Here is a 17,705-nt window from a genome sequence, read left to right on the forward strand (position 1 = left end):
GCGGCATTCTCGCCGTGGCCCATCGACCGCGGCGTATCACCGATATACGACGGCCGATCCCGACCATGAACGACGCCACCGCCAGTGCCCTCAAGCCGAATCCGGACACCCCGGCCGCAAGCCTGGGTGCCCAGCATTCCCCTCTTTTTGCGTTGGTCACGGACACGCTACGGCAGCGCATTCTCGGCGGCCAGTACGAACAGGGCGAACGGCTCGTGGAAAACACGCTGTCGCTGGAGCTGGGTGTGTCGCGTATTCCGGTGCGCGAGGCGCTTCGCGCGCTGGCTGCCGAAGGGCTGGTACGCATCGAGCCGCGCCGTGGCGCGTCGGTGGCGCGGCTGTCGCCCAATATCGCCCGGGAAATGGTGGAAGTGCGTGCCACGCTGGAAGGGCTCAATGCCAAGCTGGCCGCGCAGCGCCGCGACCCCGCGCTGATCCAGGAACTTGAGAAAGTGCTCAAGGAAGGCAACGACGCCGTGGACAGCGGCCAGACCGAGCGCTTTGTCGAACTCAACTCAAGATTTCACGAAGTGCTTGGCAATATCGCCGCCAACAGCGTGCTGCAGGACATGATGCGCTCGCTGCGCGAACGTACCGCGCTGCTGTTTGCGCCAGCCAATCTGAGCCGTGCGCGTATCAACTGGGACGAGCACGCGCAGATCCTGCAGGCCGTCATTGCCGGCGACGCCGACCTGGCGTCGCTGTTGGCCACGCGACACGTCTTCAGCGCGGCAAAGGCGGTGGAATCGATGAACACGGCCGAGCCGGCCACGCAGGACCGCGAAGCGGCGGCCTGAACGGGGCGGTCTCCGGCGTACCTGCCGGTTTCGCACCGCTTCGGCGATTGCAATTCCCTGTTGCGCACCAGCAAATGGCGCAGTGCACCATCAAAGTGTATACTGTAGGCGTTTGTTGACCACAATAGGGAATGACCATGAACTACCCGGATGCTTCGTACTTCGACCGTCCGGTGGGCGAGCAGCTTCTGAGCCACTTCGCACGCCGTGATGCCATTCGTCGCGCCACGCCGCTGCTGCCGTTCCGCTTTGCCGACCTCGTTGCGCTGTTCCGCCACGGTGGCTCGCGCCGCAAGACGGCCTGAGATCGCCCCCGGCACTCAGCCATGAAAAAGGCCGCCCAACCGGGCGGCCTTCGTTTTATCTGGCGCTTGGTCTCAGAGCGAAGTCGGCGGCATTTCCACACTGCCGAACTCGGCCGACCGCGTGCCGCTGATCGGACGATTGCTGGCGCCGAAGTAGGCAAACGCCACCGACAGCTTGACGGCCTCGGAGTCATTGCGGCCCGCGGCGTGAAAGAGCCGGCTGTCGAACATCAGCACATCGCCGCGATGCAGCGCCAGCGGCATCGTGCCTTTCAGCAGACTCTGGCTGGCCGGATGCGCCTCCACCAGGAATTCCGCCGGGTCCAGTTGCGCCGGGTCCAGCTTCGCCCGGTGCGAGCCAGGGATCACCCGCAGCACACCGTTGCGCTCGTCTTCATCGCCCAGCGCCAACCACACGGTCACCAGTTCCGGGTTTACGAACGACCAGTAGCGCGTGTCGCGATGCCATCCCGTCTGGCTGCCGTAGTGCGGATGCTTGGTCATCACGCAGTTATGGTGGGCCAGGGTCAGGCGGGCAGGCTCGCCCAGCAAAGCCTCGACCGTGGCCACCAACTGCGGATGGCTGGCCCAGCGGCGGAACGCCTCGTCACGGCCATAGGCCTGGCGCAGCCGGCGCACCGTATTCCCGCCGGCATCGTTGCGCGTGGCCGGTGCCCCCGGATAGCCGAGATCGGCCTCGAATTCCACGGGCGGCACCGCGGCCGCCAGATGCTGCCGGGTCACCGCTTCCAGCGCCGCGCAGGTGGCTTCGCTGGCGAAATTGCGCAGCACGATATAGCCGCCCGAGTGAAATTCACGCGCCAGGCTGGCCAGCGCCGCCTGGTCGGCCAGCGGCGCGGAACAATCGAAATCGAGAGAAGCAGGCGCGCCAGACACGCGCAGTTGCGAGGCAGTCATTGCAGCAGCTAGGACGATTCTGAAAATGGCAGGGTGCCAATATGCCGATGATGCCAGAAGCAGCGAGATCCGGCGCGGCTTACCGCCCAATTCCGGTGCACTGCGCCACTGTCAGGCGTGCACAAGCGTGCGGCAACCCACTGTCCGATGCGACCCCCACGCCGCTACAATGGCCGGACCTTGCCGCACCGTAACGTCGTCGCCAACCCTCCATTGAGGCCGCCAAACGTGACAGCCCGACCCAAGATCACCGCCTCGCTAGCCGAGGCTCAAAACCAGCTAAACCGCATCGTGCTGGGTAAGCCGCAGCAGGTACGGCTGGCGCTGGCATGCATGCTGGCTGGCGGCCATCTGTTGCTGGAAGACGTGCCGGGCGTGGGCAAGACGACGCTCGCGCATGCGCTGGCACAGACGCTGGGCCTGCAGTACCAGCGGGTGCAGTTCACCAGCGACCTCCTGCCGGCCGATCTCGTCGGCGTTTCGGTATATATGCGCGAATCGGGCGACTTCCGCTTTCATCGCGGCCCGGTGTTCGCGCAACTGGTGCTGGCCGATGAAATCAACCGCGCGCCGCCGAAGACGCAGAGCGCGCTGCTCGAAGCAATGGCCGAGCATCAGGTGACCCATGACGGCGTCACCCACGCGCTGCCGACGCCGTTTTTCGTGATCGCCACACAGAATCCGCTCGAACAGATCGGCACGCACGCGCTGCCGGAGTCGCAGCTTGACCGGTTCACCATGCGGATCTCGCTCGGCTATCCGGACCCGGCCTTCGAACGCGTGCTGTACCTGGGCGGCGCCACCAAGCCCGAGCCCTCGGCGGTCATGGACGCGGAGCAGGTAGTGGCACTGCAGGCCGCTGCCAGCAGGGTCTACGCCAGTCCGGCGCTGGTGGATTACGTGCTGGCGCTGGTACAGGCCACGCGCGTCGAATCCAGCTTCGCAGCCGGCCTGTCGCCACGCGCCGGCCTGGCATTGCTGGCCTGCGCGCGCGCCTGGGCGTTGCTCGATCAGCGCGACATGGTGGTGCCCGAGGATGTGCAGGCCGTGTTCGCGCCAGTGGCCGGGCATCGTCTGCTGCCGACGGACCAGGGTGGCAACTCGCTTGACCGCCTGGTCGCGAGCGTGTCGATTCCCTGAGCAACAACCGCCTCGCGCCCGCATCATGCGACGTGCCTCGACGGCGTCCAACCCGACGTCCGGCCCACGTGCAGGACCCTCACCGGCCCTGACCACGCCTCGCCCGCGCCGGCCCCGCAGGCCCGTCAATGGCGTGGTCACCCTGGACCGGCGCCATCTCTATATCCTGCCCACCCGCAGCGGACTTGGCTTTGCGTTGCTGCTGCTGGCCATGCTGACAACCTCGCTGAACTACAACATCAGCCTGGGATTCGCGCTCACGTTCCTGCTGGCAGGCATCGGCATGTCGTGCATGTGGATGGCCTATCGCAACCTGCTGGACCTGGAAATCTCGGCTGGGCCGGTATCTCCGCCGTTTGCCGGGGAGGCCGCGGGGTTCGCACTGCAGGTTGGCAATCACGACAGTGCCGCACGCATCGGCATCGAGGCCGTGGCGTCGGGCGACCGCGCGGCGGGCACGGCGCCGGCATTGACGCTCGACGGGCTCGGGCAGGGACAACTCACCGTTCATGTCGATGCACCCCGGCGCGGACGGCTGGCGCTGCCGCGCGTAACCATCTCAAGCCGGTTTCCGTTCGGGATGTTCCGTGTCTGGAGCTACGCGGATTTTCCAGTCACGACCTACGTGTACCCGGCACCGGAACGCCAGCCCCCGCCGCTATCCATGACGCCGCGCGCGGATGAGAGCGACGATGGCGATATCAGCATGGCGTCCGATGACGGGATCGACCAATTGCGCAAATATCGCCCGGGCGACCCATTGCACCGCATCGCATGGAAGCACAGCGCACGCACCGGACGCTGGCTGAGCCGCACGGGGCAAACCCAACGCCAGCCCAGTTGCTGGATCGATTGGGACGCGCTGCCGTTCACGATGGACACCGAGGCACGCCTTGCACGGCTGTGTGCATGGGTGCTGGCCACCGGCGACCATTTCGAAATGGGCCTGCGCCTGCCGGGCGTGGAGATTCCGCCTGGCTGCGGCACCGCCCACCGCCGGGCATGCCTGGAAGCGCTGGCAGTGTGGCCGGAGCGGCGCGCATCATGAAGCTGCAACCGCAGCCGCGAACGCTCGGCCATCAGGAACACGGCATGCTGATCGGCCAGCTGGCATTGGTGCTTGCGCCGCAGGCCCGCTCGCTGCCGGTATCGGTCAGCCTGCTGCTGGTGCTGTTGCTGGCATGGCGCTGGCTGCTATGGCGCCACCGGGCACCGTTGCCATCCAAGCTGACGGTTGGCGGCGCCGCGATACTGGTGCTGTTGATCGCCGCGGCCCTGGTCTGGCGCGGCGGGGGCAGCTTCGGCCGTGAACTGTGCGTTGCGCTGCTGGCGGCATTCGTCATCCTCAAGCTGATGGAAACGCGGGCGTTGACCGATGCCACGCTGGTCACGCAGTTGTCGTTTTACCTGCTGCTCACGCTGTACCTGGAGGATCAGCCGTTCTGGCTGGCGATCTACAGCACGGCGATCGGCGCCTGGGTCCTGCGCAACTGGCTGCTGTTCCACCATCCTGAAGCCCGGGGGCGGCTGGCGATCTGGCCGCTGCTGGGCCGCATGGCGTTGTTCGGCCTGCCCTGGGCGCTGTTCCTGTTCCTGCTGTTTCCGCGTCTGGACCATCCGCTCTGGCGCCTGCCGCAATCGGAACCTACAGGCCGCACCGGCATCAGCGACACCATGCGTCCGGGCAGTGTTGGCGAGCTGATCCGCTCGCCGGAAGTGGCATTCCGCGCGGATATCGTCGGCAACCCGCTGCCCGCGAGTGCGTTGTACTGGCGCGCACTGGTACTGTGGAACTACGACGGCCAGGCTTGGCGCCCCGAGGAAGATCCGGCCATGCGTTCGGCACCCGGACTACGCGACGATGCCGACGCTGGTGACGATTTCCACGCCATCGCCGGGGCGTCGGGCGCCGGACCGCGCGAGTACAACATCACGCTGGAGCCAACGCGCAAGCCCTGGCTATATCTGCTCGATCGTGGCGTGGCAGTGTCGGACAGCATGGCAGCCCGGCTATCGGCGGATGGCGAGTTCTTTGCGCGGACGCCGGTGGACCGGCCGCTGCGATATCGCGCGCTGTCGATGCTGCAAGACGTGCCCCAACCGTTGACGCGCCGCACGCTGCAGCTTTCGCTGGCGTTGCCGGACGGCAATCCACGCAGCCGCGCACTCGCCGCGGAATGGATGACGCAATATTCCGATCCGTGGCAACGCGTGCAGGCCGCCATGCGCCTGTTCGCCGCCGCGCCGTTTGCCTATACGCTGTCACCGCCGCCGCTGGGCAAGGCGCAGGTGGATAGCTTCCTGTTCGATACCAAGCGCGGCTTCTGCGAGCACTACGCCAGCAGCTTCGTATTCCTGATGCGTGCGGCCGGTGTGCCCGCCCGCGTCGTCCTTGGCTACCAGGGTGGTGAGTTCAACCCGCTGGGCAAGCACTATGTCATCCGGCAGTCGGATGCCCATGCGTGGGCCGAGGTCTGGCTGACCGGGCGGGGCTGGGTGCGCGTTGATCCGACTAGCGCCGTGGCGCCGAGCCGGGTGGAGGACGGAGTCGACGCAGCACTGGCCGGAGAAGATCTACGCGCCTTGCGAAAACTGCGCGCGCCGGGATGGCTGCGGGATCTGCGATGGGGCTTCGACGGCCTGGCGTACAAGTGGCAGCGCTGGGTGCTCGAGTACGACCGTGGGCAGCAGAGCCGGCTGCTGGACCAGGCCGGCCTCGGCAATCGGCTGCCGCAGGTGCTGGCCGTCGGGCTGGCCGGGCTTTCGTTGATCGCGCTTGTGCCGATGTGGTTGCGCCGACGGCGCACTGACCCGGTTCAGGCGCTCTACGACCGGTACTGTGCATTGCTGTCCCGGCATGGCATCGTCCGGGAGACGTCGGAGGGCCCGCGCCATTTTGCGGCCCGCGCCGAGGCCGCACTCCCGCAGGCAGCCGAGGCCGTGCAATCGTTCACCAACGGCTATGTGGCATGGCGCTATGGCGCACCGGGCGCCACCACCCAGTCCGGCACACTCGGCCAACTGCGCAAATCGCTGAAGGATCTGTCGAAAAGCCTGAGGCGTTTGTAGCGCCAGCATCACCCGTGATCCGGCAGGACATTAGTGATCGTCCGGCAGCAAGGTCACACTGTCCACGGAGGAGAACTTGCGCTGAGCTTGACCACTGCATATAGTTTCATTTGTAACTATCTCAAGTGAAATTATGATGTCGTTTGAACGCCGCATTGATCGCTTTTGTGCCGAGCATCCTGACGCGCCGCGCGACCTGATCCTGGCCTCCCGCCTGATGCTACGTACGGCGCGGCTGTTGCGCCACCATATCGAGCGGGCACTCGCGCCGCATGAGTTGGACCTGAGCCAGTACCTGGTGATCAGCATGCTGGCCGTCGATGCGGGGGAGCCGGCAATGCCGTCGGAACTGGGCATGACGATCGACGCCACGCGCACCCAGATGACGCGACTGATCGACGGTCTGGAGGCAAGGGGACTGGTCCGGCGCAAGACCTCCGAGCACGACCGGCGCAGCCTCGAACTGACCTTGACGCCGGACGCGCATGCATTGCTGGAGCGTGCCGCGCCTGCCGTGCATGCCGCCTATGGGCAGGCATGGGCACCGCTCGGCAAGGAAGGACTGGCCGCCGCTACCCGTGACCTGGCGGCGCTGCACCAGAACCTGGTGGCGCTGGAGGCGACCCGGCCGTGAGCGTCAATGCCGGAACCTGGCACAGGTTGCGCGCCCGCGCGCGATGGCTGCGACTGCTCAGTCATCGGCAGAGGCAGACGCTCCTCATGATGCTGCTGGGACTGACCACGGGCGTCGAGTTTCTTGAGAACATCATGTTCGTGTTTGCATCGAGCCATATCGTTGGCGGCATCGATGCAGACCCGCGCAGCTTTGCGCTGGTGCAGGCCGCTTACGCGATAGGCAGCATGATGATGATCCTCAAACAGCAATGGTTGGCACGGCGGTTTGGCTACCGCTACTACCTGACCGGATCGCTGCTGCTTTTCATGGGTGGAACACTCGCGGCGGCCACCAGCACCGGTCTATCGCAAATGGTTGTCGCCCGCTTCATGCAAGGTGTGGGTGGCGGTGCGCTGTTTACGAGTTGCCGAATCCTGGTGAACCTGATGTTCGGGCCTGCCGATCGACCGCGCGCCTCGCGCTTTTTCATGCTGGGGATCTTCGGCGCATCGGCGATGGCGCCAGCTTTCGCGGCTGAACTGGTGGAGCACGGCGTCTGGCAGGACGTGTTCTACGGCGTGCTGCCGTTTGCCGCGGTGGCCGCCATCGGCACCTGGATGCTGCTGCCCGACGCCGAGTCACGCGCCGACCAGGAAGGGCCGGCACTTGGTCCGTTGCTGCTGTTTGGCCTGGCCATCGTCGCACTGCAGGCGTCGATGACCGAAGCCCGGTTCGACATCTTCTCGCACCCGCTGCGCGTGGGCGTAGCGGCGGCGGTAGCCCTGGCGCTGCTCGGTGCCTTCCTCTGGCAGCAGTGGCACCACGACACCCCCGTACTGCACCTGCGCGCGCTGCGGCAGCCCGTGTACATGACGGGCCTGGCCATGTACTTCGTCTATTACATGATCAGCAACCTGAGCAGCTATGTGTTCCCGATCTACGCGGAACAGGCGCTGCGCTTTCCGCTGGCCACTACCGGATGGCTGAACACGCTGGCGGCCGTCATCAGCCTTGTCGGCATCTGGATCTACCTGCGCGTGGCTCGACGTCTCACGCACAAGAAGCCGGTGATGGTCACCGGGCTTCTGCTGATGGCTGCCGCGATGACCTACTTCTCGTTCATGTCACCGGATATCGGGCCCGCGGCCCTGATTCCCGCGCTCATCGGCAAGGGCCTGTTTGGTGTGATGGTCATCATCCCGATCGCAGGGCTGACGTTCGGCACATTGAGCGGGGACGATTTTGCGCACGGCTATCGCAGCAAGAATCTGGTCCGCCAGATCGCAAGTTCATTTGCGTCGGCGCTTGGCGCGGTGCTACTTCAGAACCGGCAATTCGCGGTACATACGAGCCTGGTGCACGCCATCGGCCAACTTCCCGCGGAAACTGAAAGCTGGATGCATACGGCGCAGTCATTGCTCGTGGCACGCGGTTTCGATGCCGGGCAGGCCCATGCCGGTGCGCTGGCGCAGATGGCTGCGATCGTCGATCAACAGGCGCGGCTGATTGCCTGCGAAGATCTGTATCGGTTGATTGCCGCGATTGCGCTGGTAGCTGCGGTCTTCATGCTTGTGCAACGCCGGCTCGATTGACAGACTTTGCCGTGCGGGGAGGAGGTACTCTGCCTGGGCGCTGGCGACAGCGCGGCAACGGCGGCGAATCGCCATTGCGAGGAGCCTGCATGCCCTGAGGTCAGGCACGCGGTTCAATCATCATCTTCAGAAGAGCGACAACTGGCGCATGCCAAAGCCAACGGTTTCTTCCACACGCGTGCGCGCATGCGCGAGCGAGCCTTCGGCACCGGAGTAGTTGCCGGCCGCCCAGTGGTAGACCACTGGCATGTCACCGCGATCGGACAAACGGACTTCGCCGAGCTTGTCGCCACGTTCATTACGGTAGTAGTGGGAACGGTAGCCGCGCTCCCAGTGGGGAGGGACTTCCTTCTTGCGCCGACGCGCGGTCGACTTCTTGGTCACTGGCGTCAGACGCCGCGCCAGGTCGGTGCCCGGCGAGATGGGGGCGCGGGTGAAATCCAACTGCATAGACTTCCTTCTTCTCTCGATTCAGCAAGAACCAGAAATGGTGACGTGAGTCACCACACGCTTCATGCATCGCAGTCGAGATCATACCCGCTCAAGCGCTTCTTTGGGGCGTTTTGTCGCCCGGATTTCCGCTTCTGGCAAGGGTTTGCGGGCGTATACGCGTATACGTATACGCCCCTCGTATACCTGTCGTATACGTGCTTGCGGAGTGCTCGTCGCCTAGTTGAACCGGTCAGCCGAGATCGAGCGGAATGAAGATTCGCGCATCGTCGCGCTGCACGAGCAGGGCCACTTGCTTACCGGATTTGGACACCAGCGAACGCAGTTGCTCCGCGGACGAGATCGGTGTGCCGTTGAGCGACAAGATGACATCGCCCGGCTGGATGCCGACGCGCGCAGCCGGACCGGTTACGTCTTCCACCACCAGGCCACCGTCGATACCGCTGTCGCGCTTCTCTGCCGGTGTCAGCGGACGCACGGCGAGACCCAGGCGGCCGCCCGCTTCGCCACCGCTCTTGGCTTGCGCCGTTCCGCTTTCCTTCACCGCACCGATCTTCACGGTCAACGTCAACGGCTCACCCTTGCGGATGACCTTGAGGTCGGTCTTTGTGCCGGGCTGCAAATCTGCGACATGCTCAGGCAGGTCGCCCGAATGATCGATCAAGTCGTTGCCAAGCTGCACGATCACATCGCCCGGCTTGAGACCGGCCTGTGCGGCGGGGCTGTCAGGCTCCACTGCATTCACCAGCGCACCCGTGGGCTTGGGCAGTTTGAACGATTGCGCCAGTGCCTGGTTGACTTCCTGCACCGAAATGCCGAGGCGTCCGCGCGTTACCTTGCCGTGTGTCACGAGCTGCTGTTCCACCTTCTTGGCCACGTCAATCGGGATCGCAAACGACAGGCCCTGATAGCCACCGGTCTGGCTATAGATCTGCGAGTTGATGCCAATCACTTCGCCGCGCTGGTTGAACAGAGGCCCCCCCGAATTGCCGGGGTTCACTGCCACATCGGTCTGGATGAACGGCACGTAGGTATCGTCGGGCAGCGAGCGCGACTTGGCGCTGACGATGCCGGCGGTAACCGTATTCTCGAAGCCATAGGGCGAGCCGATGGCTAGCACGGGTTCGCCGACGCGGATCTTGGACGGGTCGCCCAGCCTTACCGTGGGAAGATCCTTGGCATCGATGCGGATCACGGCGATGTCGGTCTGCGGATCGCTGCCCAGGACCTTGGCCTTGAACTCACGGCGATCGGTCAGCTTCACCGTTACCTCGGTGGCGTTGTCGACCACGTGGGCGTTGGTCAAGATGAGACCGTCAGAGCTGACGATGAAGCCGGAGCCGAGACCTTTCACAAGCTGCGGCTGCTGACTTTGCGGCCCCTGGAACTGCGGCCCGAAACGCTTGAAGAACTGGAAGAGCGGATCATCCGGGTCCATGCCAGACGGCACCTGCGCCGATGTGCGTTGCGCGCGGGCAGTGACGCTGATGTTGACGACCGCTGGTCCGTATTGATCGACGATGCCGGCAAAATCGGTTGGCGTGGCCACAGCAACCGGCGCGGCTACGGCCGGAGTCGGGGCAGCGTAGCCGGGCGTGATCGCGTCTTTCTGAAGATAGGCATAGCCGCCCGCAAGGGCAGCGAGCGCAGCGACACCGACAGCGGAACGGACAAGGGTCTGGCGAATCATGGTGCTTTCCTTTCTGAATGATGGGCGGCGCCTTGGCACTCATTGGCGCGACAGTGACATCCTAGGCAGCCACACTTAAATCAGACTTAAGGGCTGTACGAAGGGCGTATGTCGTCAGCCTTTGATCCGCTTTGATCCGTCACGACCCGGCTCTATGCTTCATAGGTTCGATCATCAAATTTATCTTGCACACAATTTAATTGTGTATAAGATATTACCCATGACGACGCAAACGACGACCCCTCCCAAGACAGACGACTGGCTTCAGCTCGATCACCAGCTCTGTTTTGCGCTGTACTCGACGTCACTTGCAATGACCAAGATCTACAAGCCCATCCTTAGTGAGCTTGGGCTTACTTATCCGCAATATCTGGTCATGCTTGTGTTGTGGGAACACGGCGAGCTGACTATTTCGGAGTTGGGCGGGCGACTGACGCTGGATTCCGGAACGCTGACGCCACTGCTCAAGCGTCTGGAGTCGGCCGGATTTGTACACCGTGCACGCGACGCCGAAGACGAGCGCCGTGTGCTGGTTAGTTTGACGGATGCCGGCCGCAGCCTACGCAGCGCCGCGGAAGGTATTCCTGAAAAGTTGTTGTGCGCGATGCAGTGCTCTGTAGACGAAATTCAGGCACTGACAGCGCGCCTGCATGGCTTACGGTCGACGCTGGAAGAAGCGAGATCGGAAGATTAGCTGCCGGTTGATCGGCATCTTTGAAACAGCTGCCCGCCCCCGGGCATATCTAGGAGAGTGCAAATGAAACTGGAAAAAGTCCTGTACACCGCTCACGCATCTGCAACCGGCGGCCGCGACGGCCGCGCAACGACCTCGGACGGTCAACTGGACGCAAAGCTCGCAGTGCCGAAGGAAATGGGTGGTGCCGGCAATGGTCTGAATCCCGAGCAGCTTTTCGCCGCTGGCTATTCCGCCTGTTTCCTGGGTGCGATCCGTTTTGTGGCCGGCCAGCAGAAGATCACGGTGTCGCCGGACGCAAAGATCGAAGGCGCGGTCGGCATCGGCCAGATTCCACAAGGCTTTGGCATCCAGGTCGAGCTGAAGATCTCGCTGCCTGGTATGGAGAAAGACGCCGCTCAGAAGCTGGTGGAAGCAGCTCACCAGGTTTGCCCGTATTCGAATGCGACGCGCGGCAACATCGATGTCAATCTGATCGTTGTCTGATTGTCGAATCGAGAAATAGAAAACGCCGGCCCCTGAGGCCGGCGTTTTTTATTGTGCGGAGGATTCGGAACCAGTTCTTGGCTACAAATGCTGTAAATCCACACACATGGCCCGCTTTTGTGCGGCCGTCATGCGTTTAGTCCGGATTTCGGCTTTTAGCGCTTCGGATTTGCTGGGGAATTGCAGCCATCCCAGCAAGCGGATCGGCTTGCGCGCGCGGGTGTACTTGGCGCCCGTACCCGCGACGTGCTGCGCGTATCGGCGTTCGACGTCGGTAGTGATGCCGGTATAGATCGTGTCGCCCTCGCACTCGAGCAGGTAGAGAAACCAGGTGGCTTCGGCAATCGGTGCGGGATTGTTATCGTCGGTCATTTGGGGGCCGATGATACGCTGAGCGTTTCCGCTTCGCAAAAGCAAAACCCCCAAGCTTTTGGGCTTGGGGGTTCTGGGTATAAGAGCCTGGCGATGACCTACTTTCACACGGGTAGTCCGCACTATCATCGGCGCAAAGTCGTTTCACGGTCCTGTTCGGGATGGGAAGGGGTGGTTCCAACTCGCTATGGTCACCAGGCATGAGGGGTTGCCGGGCTGACTAGTGTCAGCGCGGCGAATCTGGGTGTAGTAAAGATTGGGTTGTGTTGTACACCTGGGCACTAGGCGCACTCACCAGGTAAAACACACTGGTTATAGGATCAAGCCTTACGGGCAATTAGTACTGGTTAGCTTAACGCATTACTGCGCTTCCACACCCAGCCTATCAACGTCCTGGTCTCGAACGACCCTTCAAGGAGGTCAAGCCTCCAGGGAATCCTCATCTTCAGGCGAGTTTCCCGCTTAGATGCTTTCAGCGGTTATCTCTTCCGTACATAGCTACCCTGCGATGCCTCTGGCGAGACAACAGGTACACCAGCGGTACGTCCACTCCGGTCCTCTCGTACTAGGAGCAGCCCCCGTCAAGATTCCAACGCCCACGGCAGATAGGGACCAAACTGTCTCACGACGTTTTAAACCCAGCTCACGTACCTCTTTAAATGGCGAACAGCCATACCCTTGGGACCGGCTACAGCCCCAGGATGAGATGAGCCGACATCGAGGTGCCAAACACCGCCGTCGATATGAACTCTTGGGCGGTATCAGCCTGTTATCCCCAGAGTACCTTTTATCCGTTGAGCGATGGCCCTTCCATTCAGAACCACCGGATCACTATGTCCTGCTTTCGCACCTGCTCGACTTGTCGGTCTCGCAGTTAAGCACGCTTTTGCCATTGCACTTTAGGTACGATGTCCGACCGTACCAAGCGTACCTTCGAACTCCTCCGTTACACTTTGGGAGGAGACCGCCCCAGTCAAACTGCCTACCATGCACTGTCCCCGACCCGGATTCACGGGCCAAGGTTAGAACCTCAAACAAACCAGGGTGGTATTTCAAGGACGGCTCCACGTGAACTAGCGTCCACGCTTCAAAGCCTCCCACCTATCCTACACAGATCGGTTCAAAGTCCAATGCAAAGCTACAGTAAAGGTTCATGGGGTCTTTCCGTCTAGCCGCGGGGAGATTGCATCATCACAAACACTTCAACTTCGCTGAGTCTCGGGAGGAGACAGTGTGGCCATCGTTACGCCATTCGTGCAGGTCGGAACTTACCCGACAAGGAATTTCGCTACCTTAGGACCGTTATAGTTACGGCCGCCGTTTACCGGGACTTCAATCAAGAGCTTGCACCCCATCATTTAATCTTCCGGCACCGGGCAGGCGTCACACCCTATACGTCCACTTTCGTGTTTGCAGAGTGCTGTGTTTTTATTAAACAGTCGCAGCCACCATTTTATTGCAACCCCTTCACCCTCCTGGCGCAGGCCAGTCAAGCTACAAGGGCGTACCTTATCCCGAAGTTACGGTACCAATTTGCCGAGTTCCTTCTCCCGAGTTCTCTCAAGCGCCTTAGAATACTCATCTCGCCCACCTGTGTCGGTTTGCGGTACGGTCTCGTATGACTGAAGCTTAGAGGCTTTTCTTGGAACCACTTCCAATTGCTTCGCAGCACTAGGCCGCTCGCCCCACATCCTTGAATTCCGCGCCCGGATTTGCCTAAGCGCCTTCTCCAATGCAGGGACCGGGACTTCCAACACCCGGACAACCTTCCGCGATCCGTCCCCCCATCGCATCATACGACGGTGCAGGAATATTAACCTGCTTCCCATCAGCTACGCATCTCTGCCTCGCCTTAGGGGCCGACTCACCCTACGCCGATGAACGTTGCGTAGGAAACCTTGGGCTTACGGCGAGGGGGCCTTTCACCCCCTTTATCGCTACTCATGTCAGCATTCGCACTTCTGATACCTCCAGCATCCTTTACAAGACACCTTCACAGGCTTACAGAACGCTCTCCTACCACGCACTTGCGTGCGTCCGCAGCTTCGGTGACTGGCTTAGCCCCGTTACATCTTCCGCGCAGGACGACTCGATCAGTGAGCTATTACGCTTTCTTTAAAGGGTGGCTGCTTCTAAGCCAACCTCCTGACTGTTTTAGCCTTCCCACTTCGTTTCCCACTTAGCCAATCTTTGGGACCTTAGCTGGCGGTCTGGGTTGTTTCCCTCTTGACACCGGACGTTAGCACCCGATGTCTGTCTCCCGTGATTGCACTCTTCGGTATTCGGAGTTTGCTATGGCGGGGTAATCAGCAATAGACCCCCCAACCATGACAGTGCTCTACCCCCGAAGGTGAGACACGAGGCACTACCTAAATAGTTTTCGGAGAGAACCAGCTATTTCCAGATTTGTTTAGCCTTTCACCCCTATCCACAGCTCATCCCCTAACTTTTCAACGTTAGTGGGTTCGGTCCTCCAGTACGTGTTACCGCACCTTCAACCTGGCCATGGATAGATCATCTGGTTTCGGGTCTACACCCAGCGACTCAACGCCCTATTCGGACTCGCTTTCGCTACGCCTTCCCTAATCGGTTAAGCTTGCCACTGAATGTAAGTCGCTGACCCATTATACAAAAGGTACGCCGTCACCCGTTTCCAGGCTCCGACTGTTTGTATGCATGCGGTTTCAGGATCTATTTCACTCCCCTCCCGGGGTTCTTTTCGCCTTTCCCTCACGGTACTGGTTCACTATCGGTCGATTACGAGTATTTAGCCTTGGAGGATGGTCCCCCCATCTTCAGACAGGATTTCACGTGTCCCGCCCTACTTGTCGTACACCTAGTTCCACAACGCTGTTTTCGCATACAGGGCTATCACCTGCTATGGCCGGGCTTTCCATCCCGTTCTGCTAACAATGCTGCTAAAGAGTACAAGGCTCTTCCCATTTCGTTCGCCACTACTTTGGGAATCTCGGTTGATTTCTGTTCCTGCAGCTACTTAGATGTTTCAGTTCGCCGCGTTCGCTTCCCTTGCCTATGTATTCAGCAAGGGATGACCCATTAGGGCCGGGTTTCCCCATTCGGACATCTCCGGATCAAAGCTTGTTTGCCAGCTCCCCGAAGCTTTTCGCAGGCTACCGCGTCCTTCATCGCCTGTAATCGCCAAGGCATCCACCACATGCACTTGTTCGCTTGACCCTATAACGAGTGTGTCTCAAGGACACGACCGTCATAGGTCTGAGTTCTCGCGTTTGTGCCGTATTCCAAGTCATCTTTCGATCACTTAAATACATTTTGGTTGATACAATCACAACCCGGTATCGTGTTGGGTACTTCAGCCTCTCATCAAGGCTTCACGACACCTTTACTACATCCCATATTGTTAAAGAACAGCCGAGCTAAATGCTCGTTGGCAACAGCCAAAGACAATCACTCAGAATAAACTCCTGAATACTTGTCTTTGACGACTACCCCAAGGTAAGTGGTGGAGGATGACGGGATCGAACCGACGACCCCCTGCTTGCAAAGCAGGTGCTCTCCCAGCTGAGCTAATCCCCCGTGAGATAACTTGGTGGGTCTGGTAGGACTTGAACCTACGACCCCCGCCTTATCAAGACGGTGCTCTAACCACCTGAGCTACAGACCCTTGGCTGTAACAGCAAACAAACCGATAAGTGTGAACGCTTGACTTGTGAACACAAGCCTCTAGAAAGGAGGTGATCCAGCCGCACCTTCCGATACGGCTACCTTGTTACGACTTCACCCCAGTCATGAACCCTGCCGTGGTAATCGCCCTCCTTGCGGTTAGGCTAACTACTTCTGGCAAAACCCACTCCCATGGTGTGACGGGCGGTGTGTACAAGACCCGGGAACGTATTCACCGCGGCATGCTGATCCGCGATTACTAGCGATTCCAGCTTCACGTAGTCGAGTTGCAGACTACGATCCGGACTACGATGCATTTTCTGGGATTAGCTCCCCCTCGCGGGTTGGCAACCCTCTGTATGCACCATTGTATGACGTGTGAAGCCCTACCCATAAGGGCCATGAGGACTTGACGTCATCCCCACCTTCCTCCGGTTTGTCACCGGCAGTCTCTCTAGAGTGCCCTTTCGTAGCAACTAGAGACAAGGGTTGCGCTCGTTGCGGGACTTAACCCAACATCTCACGACACGAGCTGACGACAGCCATGCAGCACCTGTGTCCACTTTCTCTTTCGAGCACCTAATGCATCTCTGCTTCGTTAGTGGCATGTCAAGGGTAGGTAAGGTTTTTCGCGTTGCATCGAATTAATCCACATCATCCACCGCTTGTGCGGGTCCCCGTCAATTCCTTTGAGTTTTAATCTTGCGACCGTACTCCCCAGGCGGTCAACTTCACGCGTTAGCTACGTTACTGAGAAAATGAATCCCCAACAACTAGTTGACATCGTTTAGGGCGTGGACTACCAGGGTATCTAATCCTGTTTGCTCCCCACGCTTTCGTGCATGAGCGTCAGTGACGTCCCAGGGGGCTGCCTTCGCCATCGGTATTCCTCCACATCTCTACGCATTTCACTGCTACACGTGGAATTCTACCCCCCTCTGACATACTCTAGCCTTGCAGTCACAAGCGCAATTCCCAAGTTAAGCTCGGGGATTTCACGCCTGTCTTACAAAACCGCCTGCGCACGCTTTACGCCCAGTAATTCCGATTAACGCTCGCACCCTACGTATTACCGCGGCTGCTGGCACGTAGTTAGCCGGTGCTTATTCTTCCGGTACCGTCATCCGCCCCAGGTATTAACCAGTGCGTTTTCTTTCCGGACAAAAGTGCTTTACAACCCGAAGGCCTTCTTCACACACGCGGCATTGCTGGATCAGGGTTGCCCCCATTGTCCAAAATTCCCCACTGCTGCCTCCCGTAGGAGTCTGGGCCGTGTCTCAGTCCCAGTGTGGCTGATCGTCCTCTCAGACCAGCTACTGATCGTCGCCTTGGTGGGCCTTTACCCCACCAACTAGCTAATCAGACATCGGCCGCTCCTGCTGCGTGAGGCCTTGCGGTCCCCCACTTTCACCCTCAGGTCGTATGCGGTATTAGCTAATCTTTCGACTAGTTATCCCCCACAACAGGGTACGTTCCGATGTATTACTCACCCGTTCGCCACTCGCCGCCAGACCGAAGTCCGCGCTGCCGTTCGACTTGCATGTGTAAGGCATGCCGCCAGCGTTCAATCTGAGCCAGGATCAAACTCTTCAGTTCAATCTCTGTGTGGTGCCGAAGCACCTCGCTCTTTCGAGCGGTCGCTCACTCTCAGAAAACTGACTGGCTCACATCTCGCGACGTGAACCAACATGTTTTACTGTGCGAGCACTGATAACTTTTGAAGCATCACAAGGCCGAAACCTCGTGGCGTTCGCCATCAAGCGCCCACACTTATCGGTTGTTTGTTTGTTAAAGAACCTCAGCGGCCGGCTTTGCCGTTCGCTGTCGCTGCGTCGTTTTCGTTGCAGCGGAGAAACGAGATTATGCAGAGCATTCAGCGTTTCGTCAACAGTTTTTGCAGAACTTTTTTTCTGCCGGTCAGCGCTGAAAACTCC

General features: G+C 60.6%; 14 protein-coding genes, 2 tRNA genes and 3 rRNA genes. 9 read left to right on the forward strand and 10 right to left on the reverse strand.

The window, feature by feature from the left end:
- Window positions 1–65 precede the first annotated feature (65 nt).
- Window positions 66–797: a GntR family transcriptional regulator gene (locus AC3FLX_RS13700; protein WP_488697310.1), complete on the forward strand. Its 732-nt coding sequence runs from the start codon at window positions 66–68 to the stop codon at window positions 795–797.
- Between the two features lie 137 nt (window positions 798–934).
- Entirely contained in the window at window positions 935–1,102 is a 168-nt protein-coding gene (locus AC3FLX_RS13705; protein ID WP_488697312.1) for a hypothetical protein, read from the forward strand.
- A gap of 72 nt (window positions 1,103–1,174) precedes the next feature.
- On the opposite strand, the gene AC3FLX_RS13710 is transcribed toward AC3FLX_RS13705, so the two are convergent.
- On the reverse strand, window positions 1,175–2,020 hold the full coding sequence (locus AC3FLX_RS13710; protein WP_488697314.1) for a phytanoyl-CoA dioxygenase family protein: 846 nt from the start codon (window positions 2,018–2,020) through the stop codon (window positions 1,175–1,177).
- Window positions 2,021–2,248: 228 nt separating this feature from the next.
- On the opposite strand from AC3FLX_RS13710, the gene AC3FLX_RS13715 reads away from it, so the two are divergent.
- The 5 genes from AC3FLX_RS13715 (at window position 2,249) to AC3FLX_RS13735 (ending at window position 8,437) form a co-directional block, all read left to right on the forward strand.
- The gene (locus AC3FLX_RS13715; protein WP_488697316.1) at window positions 2,249–3,160 is read left to right on the forward strand and encodes an AAA family ATPase; all 912 of its coding nucleotides are present in this window, start codon (window positions 2,249–2,251) and stop codon (window positions 3,158–3,160) included.
- Window positions 3,161–3,185: 25 nt separating this feature from the next.
- Window positions 3,186–4,208, forward strand: coding sequence for a DUF58 domain-containing protein (locus tag AC3FLX_RS13720; protein WP_488697317.1), 1,023 nt, complete (start codon window positions 3,186–3,188; stop codon window positions 4,206–4,208).
- Window positions 4,205–6,229, forward strand: a complete 2,025-nt coding sequence (locus tag AC3FLX_RS13725; RefSeq protein ID WP_488697319.1) for a transglutaminase TgpA family protein — start codon at window positions 4,205–4,207, stop codon at window positions 6,227–6,229. Before AC3FLX_RS13720 ends, AC3FLX_RS13725 begins: the two co-directional genes overlap by 4 nt.
- A 136-nt stretch (window positions 6,230–6,365) precedes the next feature.
- Entirely contained in the window at window positions 6,366–6,863 is a 498-nt protein-coding gene (locus AC3FLX_RS13730) for a MarR family winged helix-turn-helix transcriptional regulator (protein ID WP_488697363.1), read from the forward strand.
- Window positions 6,864–6,949: 86 nt separating this feature from the next.
- Window positions 6,950–8,437, forward strand: coding sequence for an MFS transporter (locus AC3FLX_RS13735; protein ID WP_488697321.1), 1,488 nt, complete (start codon window positions 6,950–6,952; stop codon window positions 8,435–8,437).
- Between the two features lie 126 nt (window positions 8,438–8,563).
- Here the strand turns inward: AC3FLX_RS13735 and AC3FLX_RS13740 are convergent, their stop codons facing one another.
- Both AC3FLX_RS13740 and AC3FLX_RS13745 read right to left on the reverse strand, forming a co-directional pair.
- Window positions 8,564–8,887 (reverse strand): hypothetical protein, encoded by a 324-nt coding sequence (locus AC3FLX_RS13740; protein WP_488697323.1) that lies wholly within the window; start codon window positions 8,885–8,887, stop codon window positions 8,564–8,566.
- A gap of 232 nt (window positions 8,888–9,119) precedes the next feature.
- Complete coding sequence (locus tag AC3FLX_RS13745; protein ID WP_488697325.1) at window positions 9,120–10,577, reverse strand: DegQ family serine endoprotease; 1,458 nt, start codon at window positions 10,575–10,577, stop codon at window positions 9,120–9,122.
- Window positions 10,578–10,797: 220 nt separating this feature from the next.
- Between AC3FLX_RS13745 and AC3FLX_RS13750 the strand changes: the two genes are divergently transcribed.
- Window positions 10,798–11,271, forward strand: a complete 474-nt coding sequence (locus AC3FLX_RS13750) for a MarR family winged helix-turn-helix transcriptional regulator (protein ID WP_488697326.1) — start codon at window positions 10,798–10,800, stop codon at window positions 11,269–11,271.
- A gap of 63 nt (window positions 11,272–11,334) precedes the next feature.
- Entirely contained in the window at window positions 11,335–11,757 is a 423-nt protein-coding gene (locus AC3FLX_RS13755) for an organic hydroperoxide resistance protein (protein WP_488697328.1), read from the forward strand.
- A gap of 81 nt (window positions 11,758–11,838) precedes the next feature.
- Here AC3FLX_RS13755 and AC3FLX_RS13760 read toward each other — a convergent pair whose 3' ends face one another.
- From AC3FLX_RS13760 to AC3FLX_RS13790, 7 genes are all read right to left on the reverse strand, one after another.
- Window positions 11,839–12,129, reverse strand: coding sequence for a GIY-YIG nuclease family protein (locus tag AC3FLX_RS13760; RefSeq protein WP_488697329.1), 291 nt, complete (start codon window positions 12,127–12,129; stop codon window positions 11,839–11,841).
- An 85-nt stretch (window positions 12,130–12,214) separates the two neighbouring features.
- Window positions 12,215–12,328: ribosomal RNA gene (gene rrf, locus AC3FLX_RS13765) — 5S ribosomal RNA — on the reverse strand.
- Between the two features lie 117 nt (window positions 12,329–12,445).
- Window positions 12,446–15,324 (reverse strand): 23S ribosomal RNA (locus AC3FLX_RS13770).
- Between the two features lie 284 nt (window positions 15,325–15,608).
- Window positions 15,609–15,684, reverse strand: a tRNA-Ala gene (locus AC3FLX_RS13775).
- A gap of 11 nt (window positions 15,685–15,695) precedes the next feature.
- Window positions 15,696–15,772, reverse strand: a tRNA-Ile gene (locus tag AC3FLX_RS13780).
- Between the two features lie 63 nt (window positions 15,773–15,835).
- Window positions 15,836–17,367 (reverse strand): 16S ribosomal RNA (locus AC3FLX_RS13785).
- The 16S, 23S and 5S rRNA genes sit together here with 2 tRNA genes alongside, the layout of an rRNA operon.
- A 68-nt stretch (window positions 17,368–17,435) precedes the next feature.
- Window positions 17,436–17,705: hypothetical protein (locus AC3FLX_RS13790; RefSeq protein WP_488697331.1), on the reverse strand; the 270-nt coding region annotated here is incomplete at its 5' end.

It is taken from the genome of Cupriavidus sp. 291-E7 (genome assembly GCF_057798835.1).

What these genes read in the sequence shown, in the direction of transcription:
- AC3FLX_RS13700 (WP_488697310.1), top strand. Translation starts at nt 66, where the DNA reads ATGAACGACGCCACCGCCAGTGCCCTCAAGCCGAATCCGGACACCCCG.
- AC3FLX_RS13705 (WP_488697312.1), top strand. Translation starts at nt 935, where the DNA reads ATGAACTACCCGGATGCTTCGTACTTCGACCGTCCGGTGGGCGAGCAG.
- AC3FLX_RS13710 (WP_488697314.1), bottom strand. Translation starts at nt 2,020, where the DNA reads ATGACTGCCTCGCAACTGCGCGTGTCTGGCGCGCCTGCTTCTCTCGAT.
- AC3FLX_RS13720 (WP_488697317.1), top strand. Translation starts at nt 3,186, where the DNA reads ATGCGACGTGCCTCGACGGCGTCCAACCCGACGTCCGGCCCACGTGCA.
- AC3FLX_RS13725 (WP_488697319.1), top strand. Translation starts at nt 4,205, where the DNA reads ATGAAGCTGCAACCGCAGCCGCGAACGCTCGGCCATCAGGAACACGGC.
- AC3FLX_RS13730 (WP_488697363.1), top strand. Translation starts at nt 6,366, where the DNA reads ATGTCGTTTGAACGCCGCATTGATCGCTTTTGTGCCGAGCATCCTGAC.
- AC3FLX_RS13735 (WP_488697321.1), top strand. Translation starts at nt 6,950, where the DNA reads ATGATGCTGCTGGGACTGACCACGGGCGTCGAGTTTCTTGAGAACATC.
- AC3FLX_RS13740 (WP_488697323.1), bottom strand. Translation starts at nt 8,887, where the DNA reads ATGCAGTTGGATTTCACCCGCGCCCCCATCTCGCCGGGCACCGACCTG.
- AC3FLX_RS13745 (WP_488697325.1), bottom strand. Translation starts at nt 10,577, where the DNA reads ATGATTCGCCAGACCCTTGTCCGTTCCGCTGTCGGTGTCGCTGCGCTC.
- AC3FLX_RS13750 (WP_488697326.1), top strand. Translation starts at nt 10,798, where the DNA reads ATGACGACGCAAACGACGACCCCTCCCAAGACAGACGACTGGCTTCAG.
- AC3FLX_RS13755 (WP_488697328.1), top strand. Translation starts at nt 11,335, where the DNA reads ATGAAACTGGAAAAAGTCCTGTACACCGCTCACGCATCTGCAACCGGC.
- AC3FLX_RS13760 (WP_488697329.1), bottom strand. Translation starts at nt 12,129, where the DNA reads ATGACCGACGATAACAATCCCGCACCGATTGCCGAAGCCACCTGGTTT.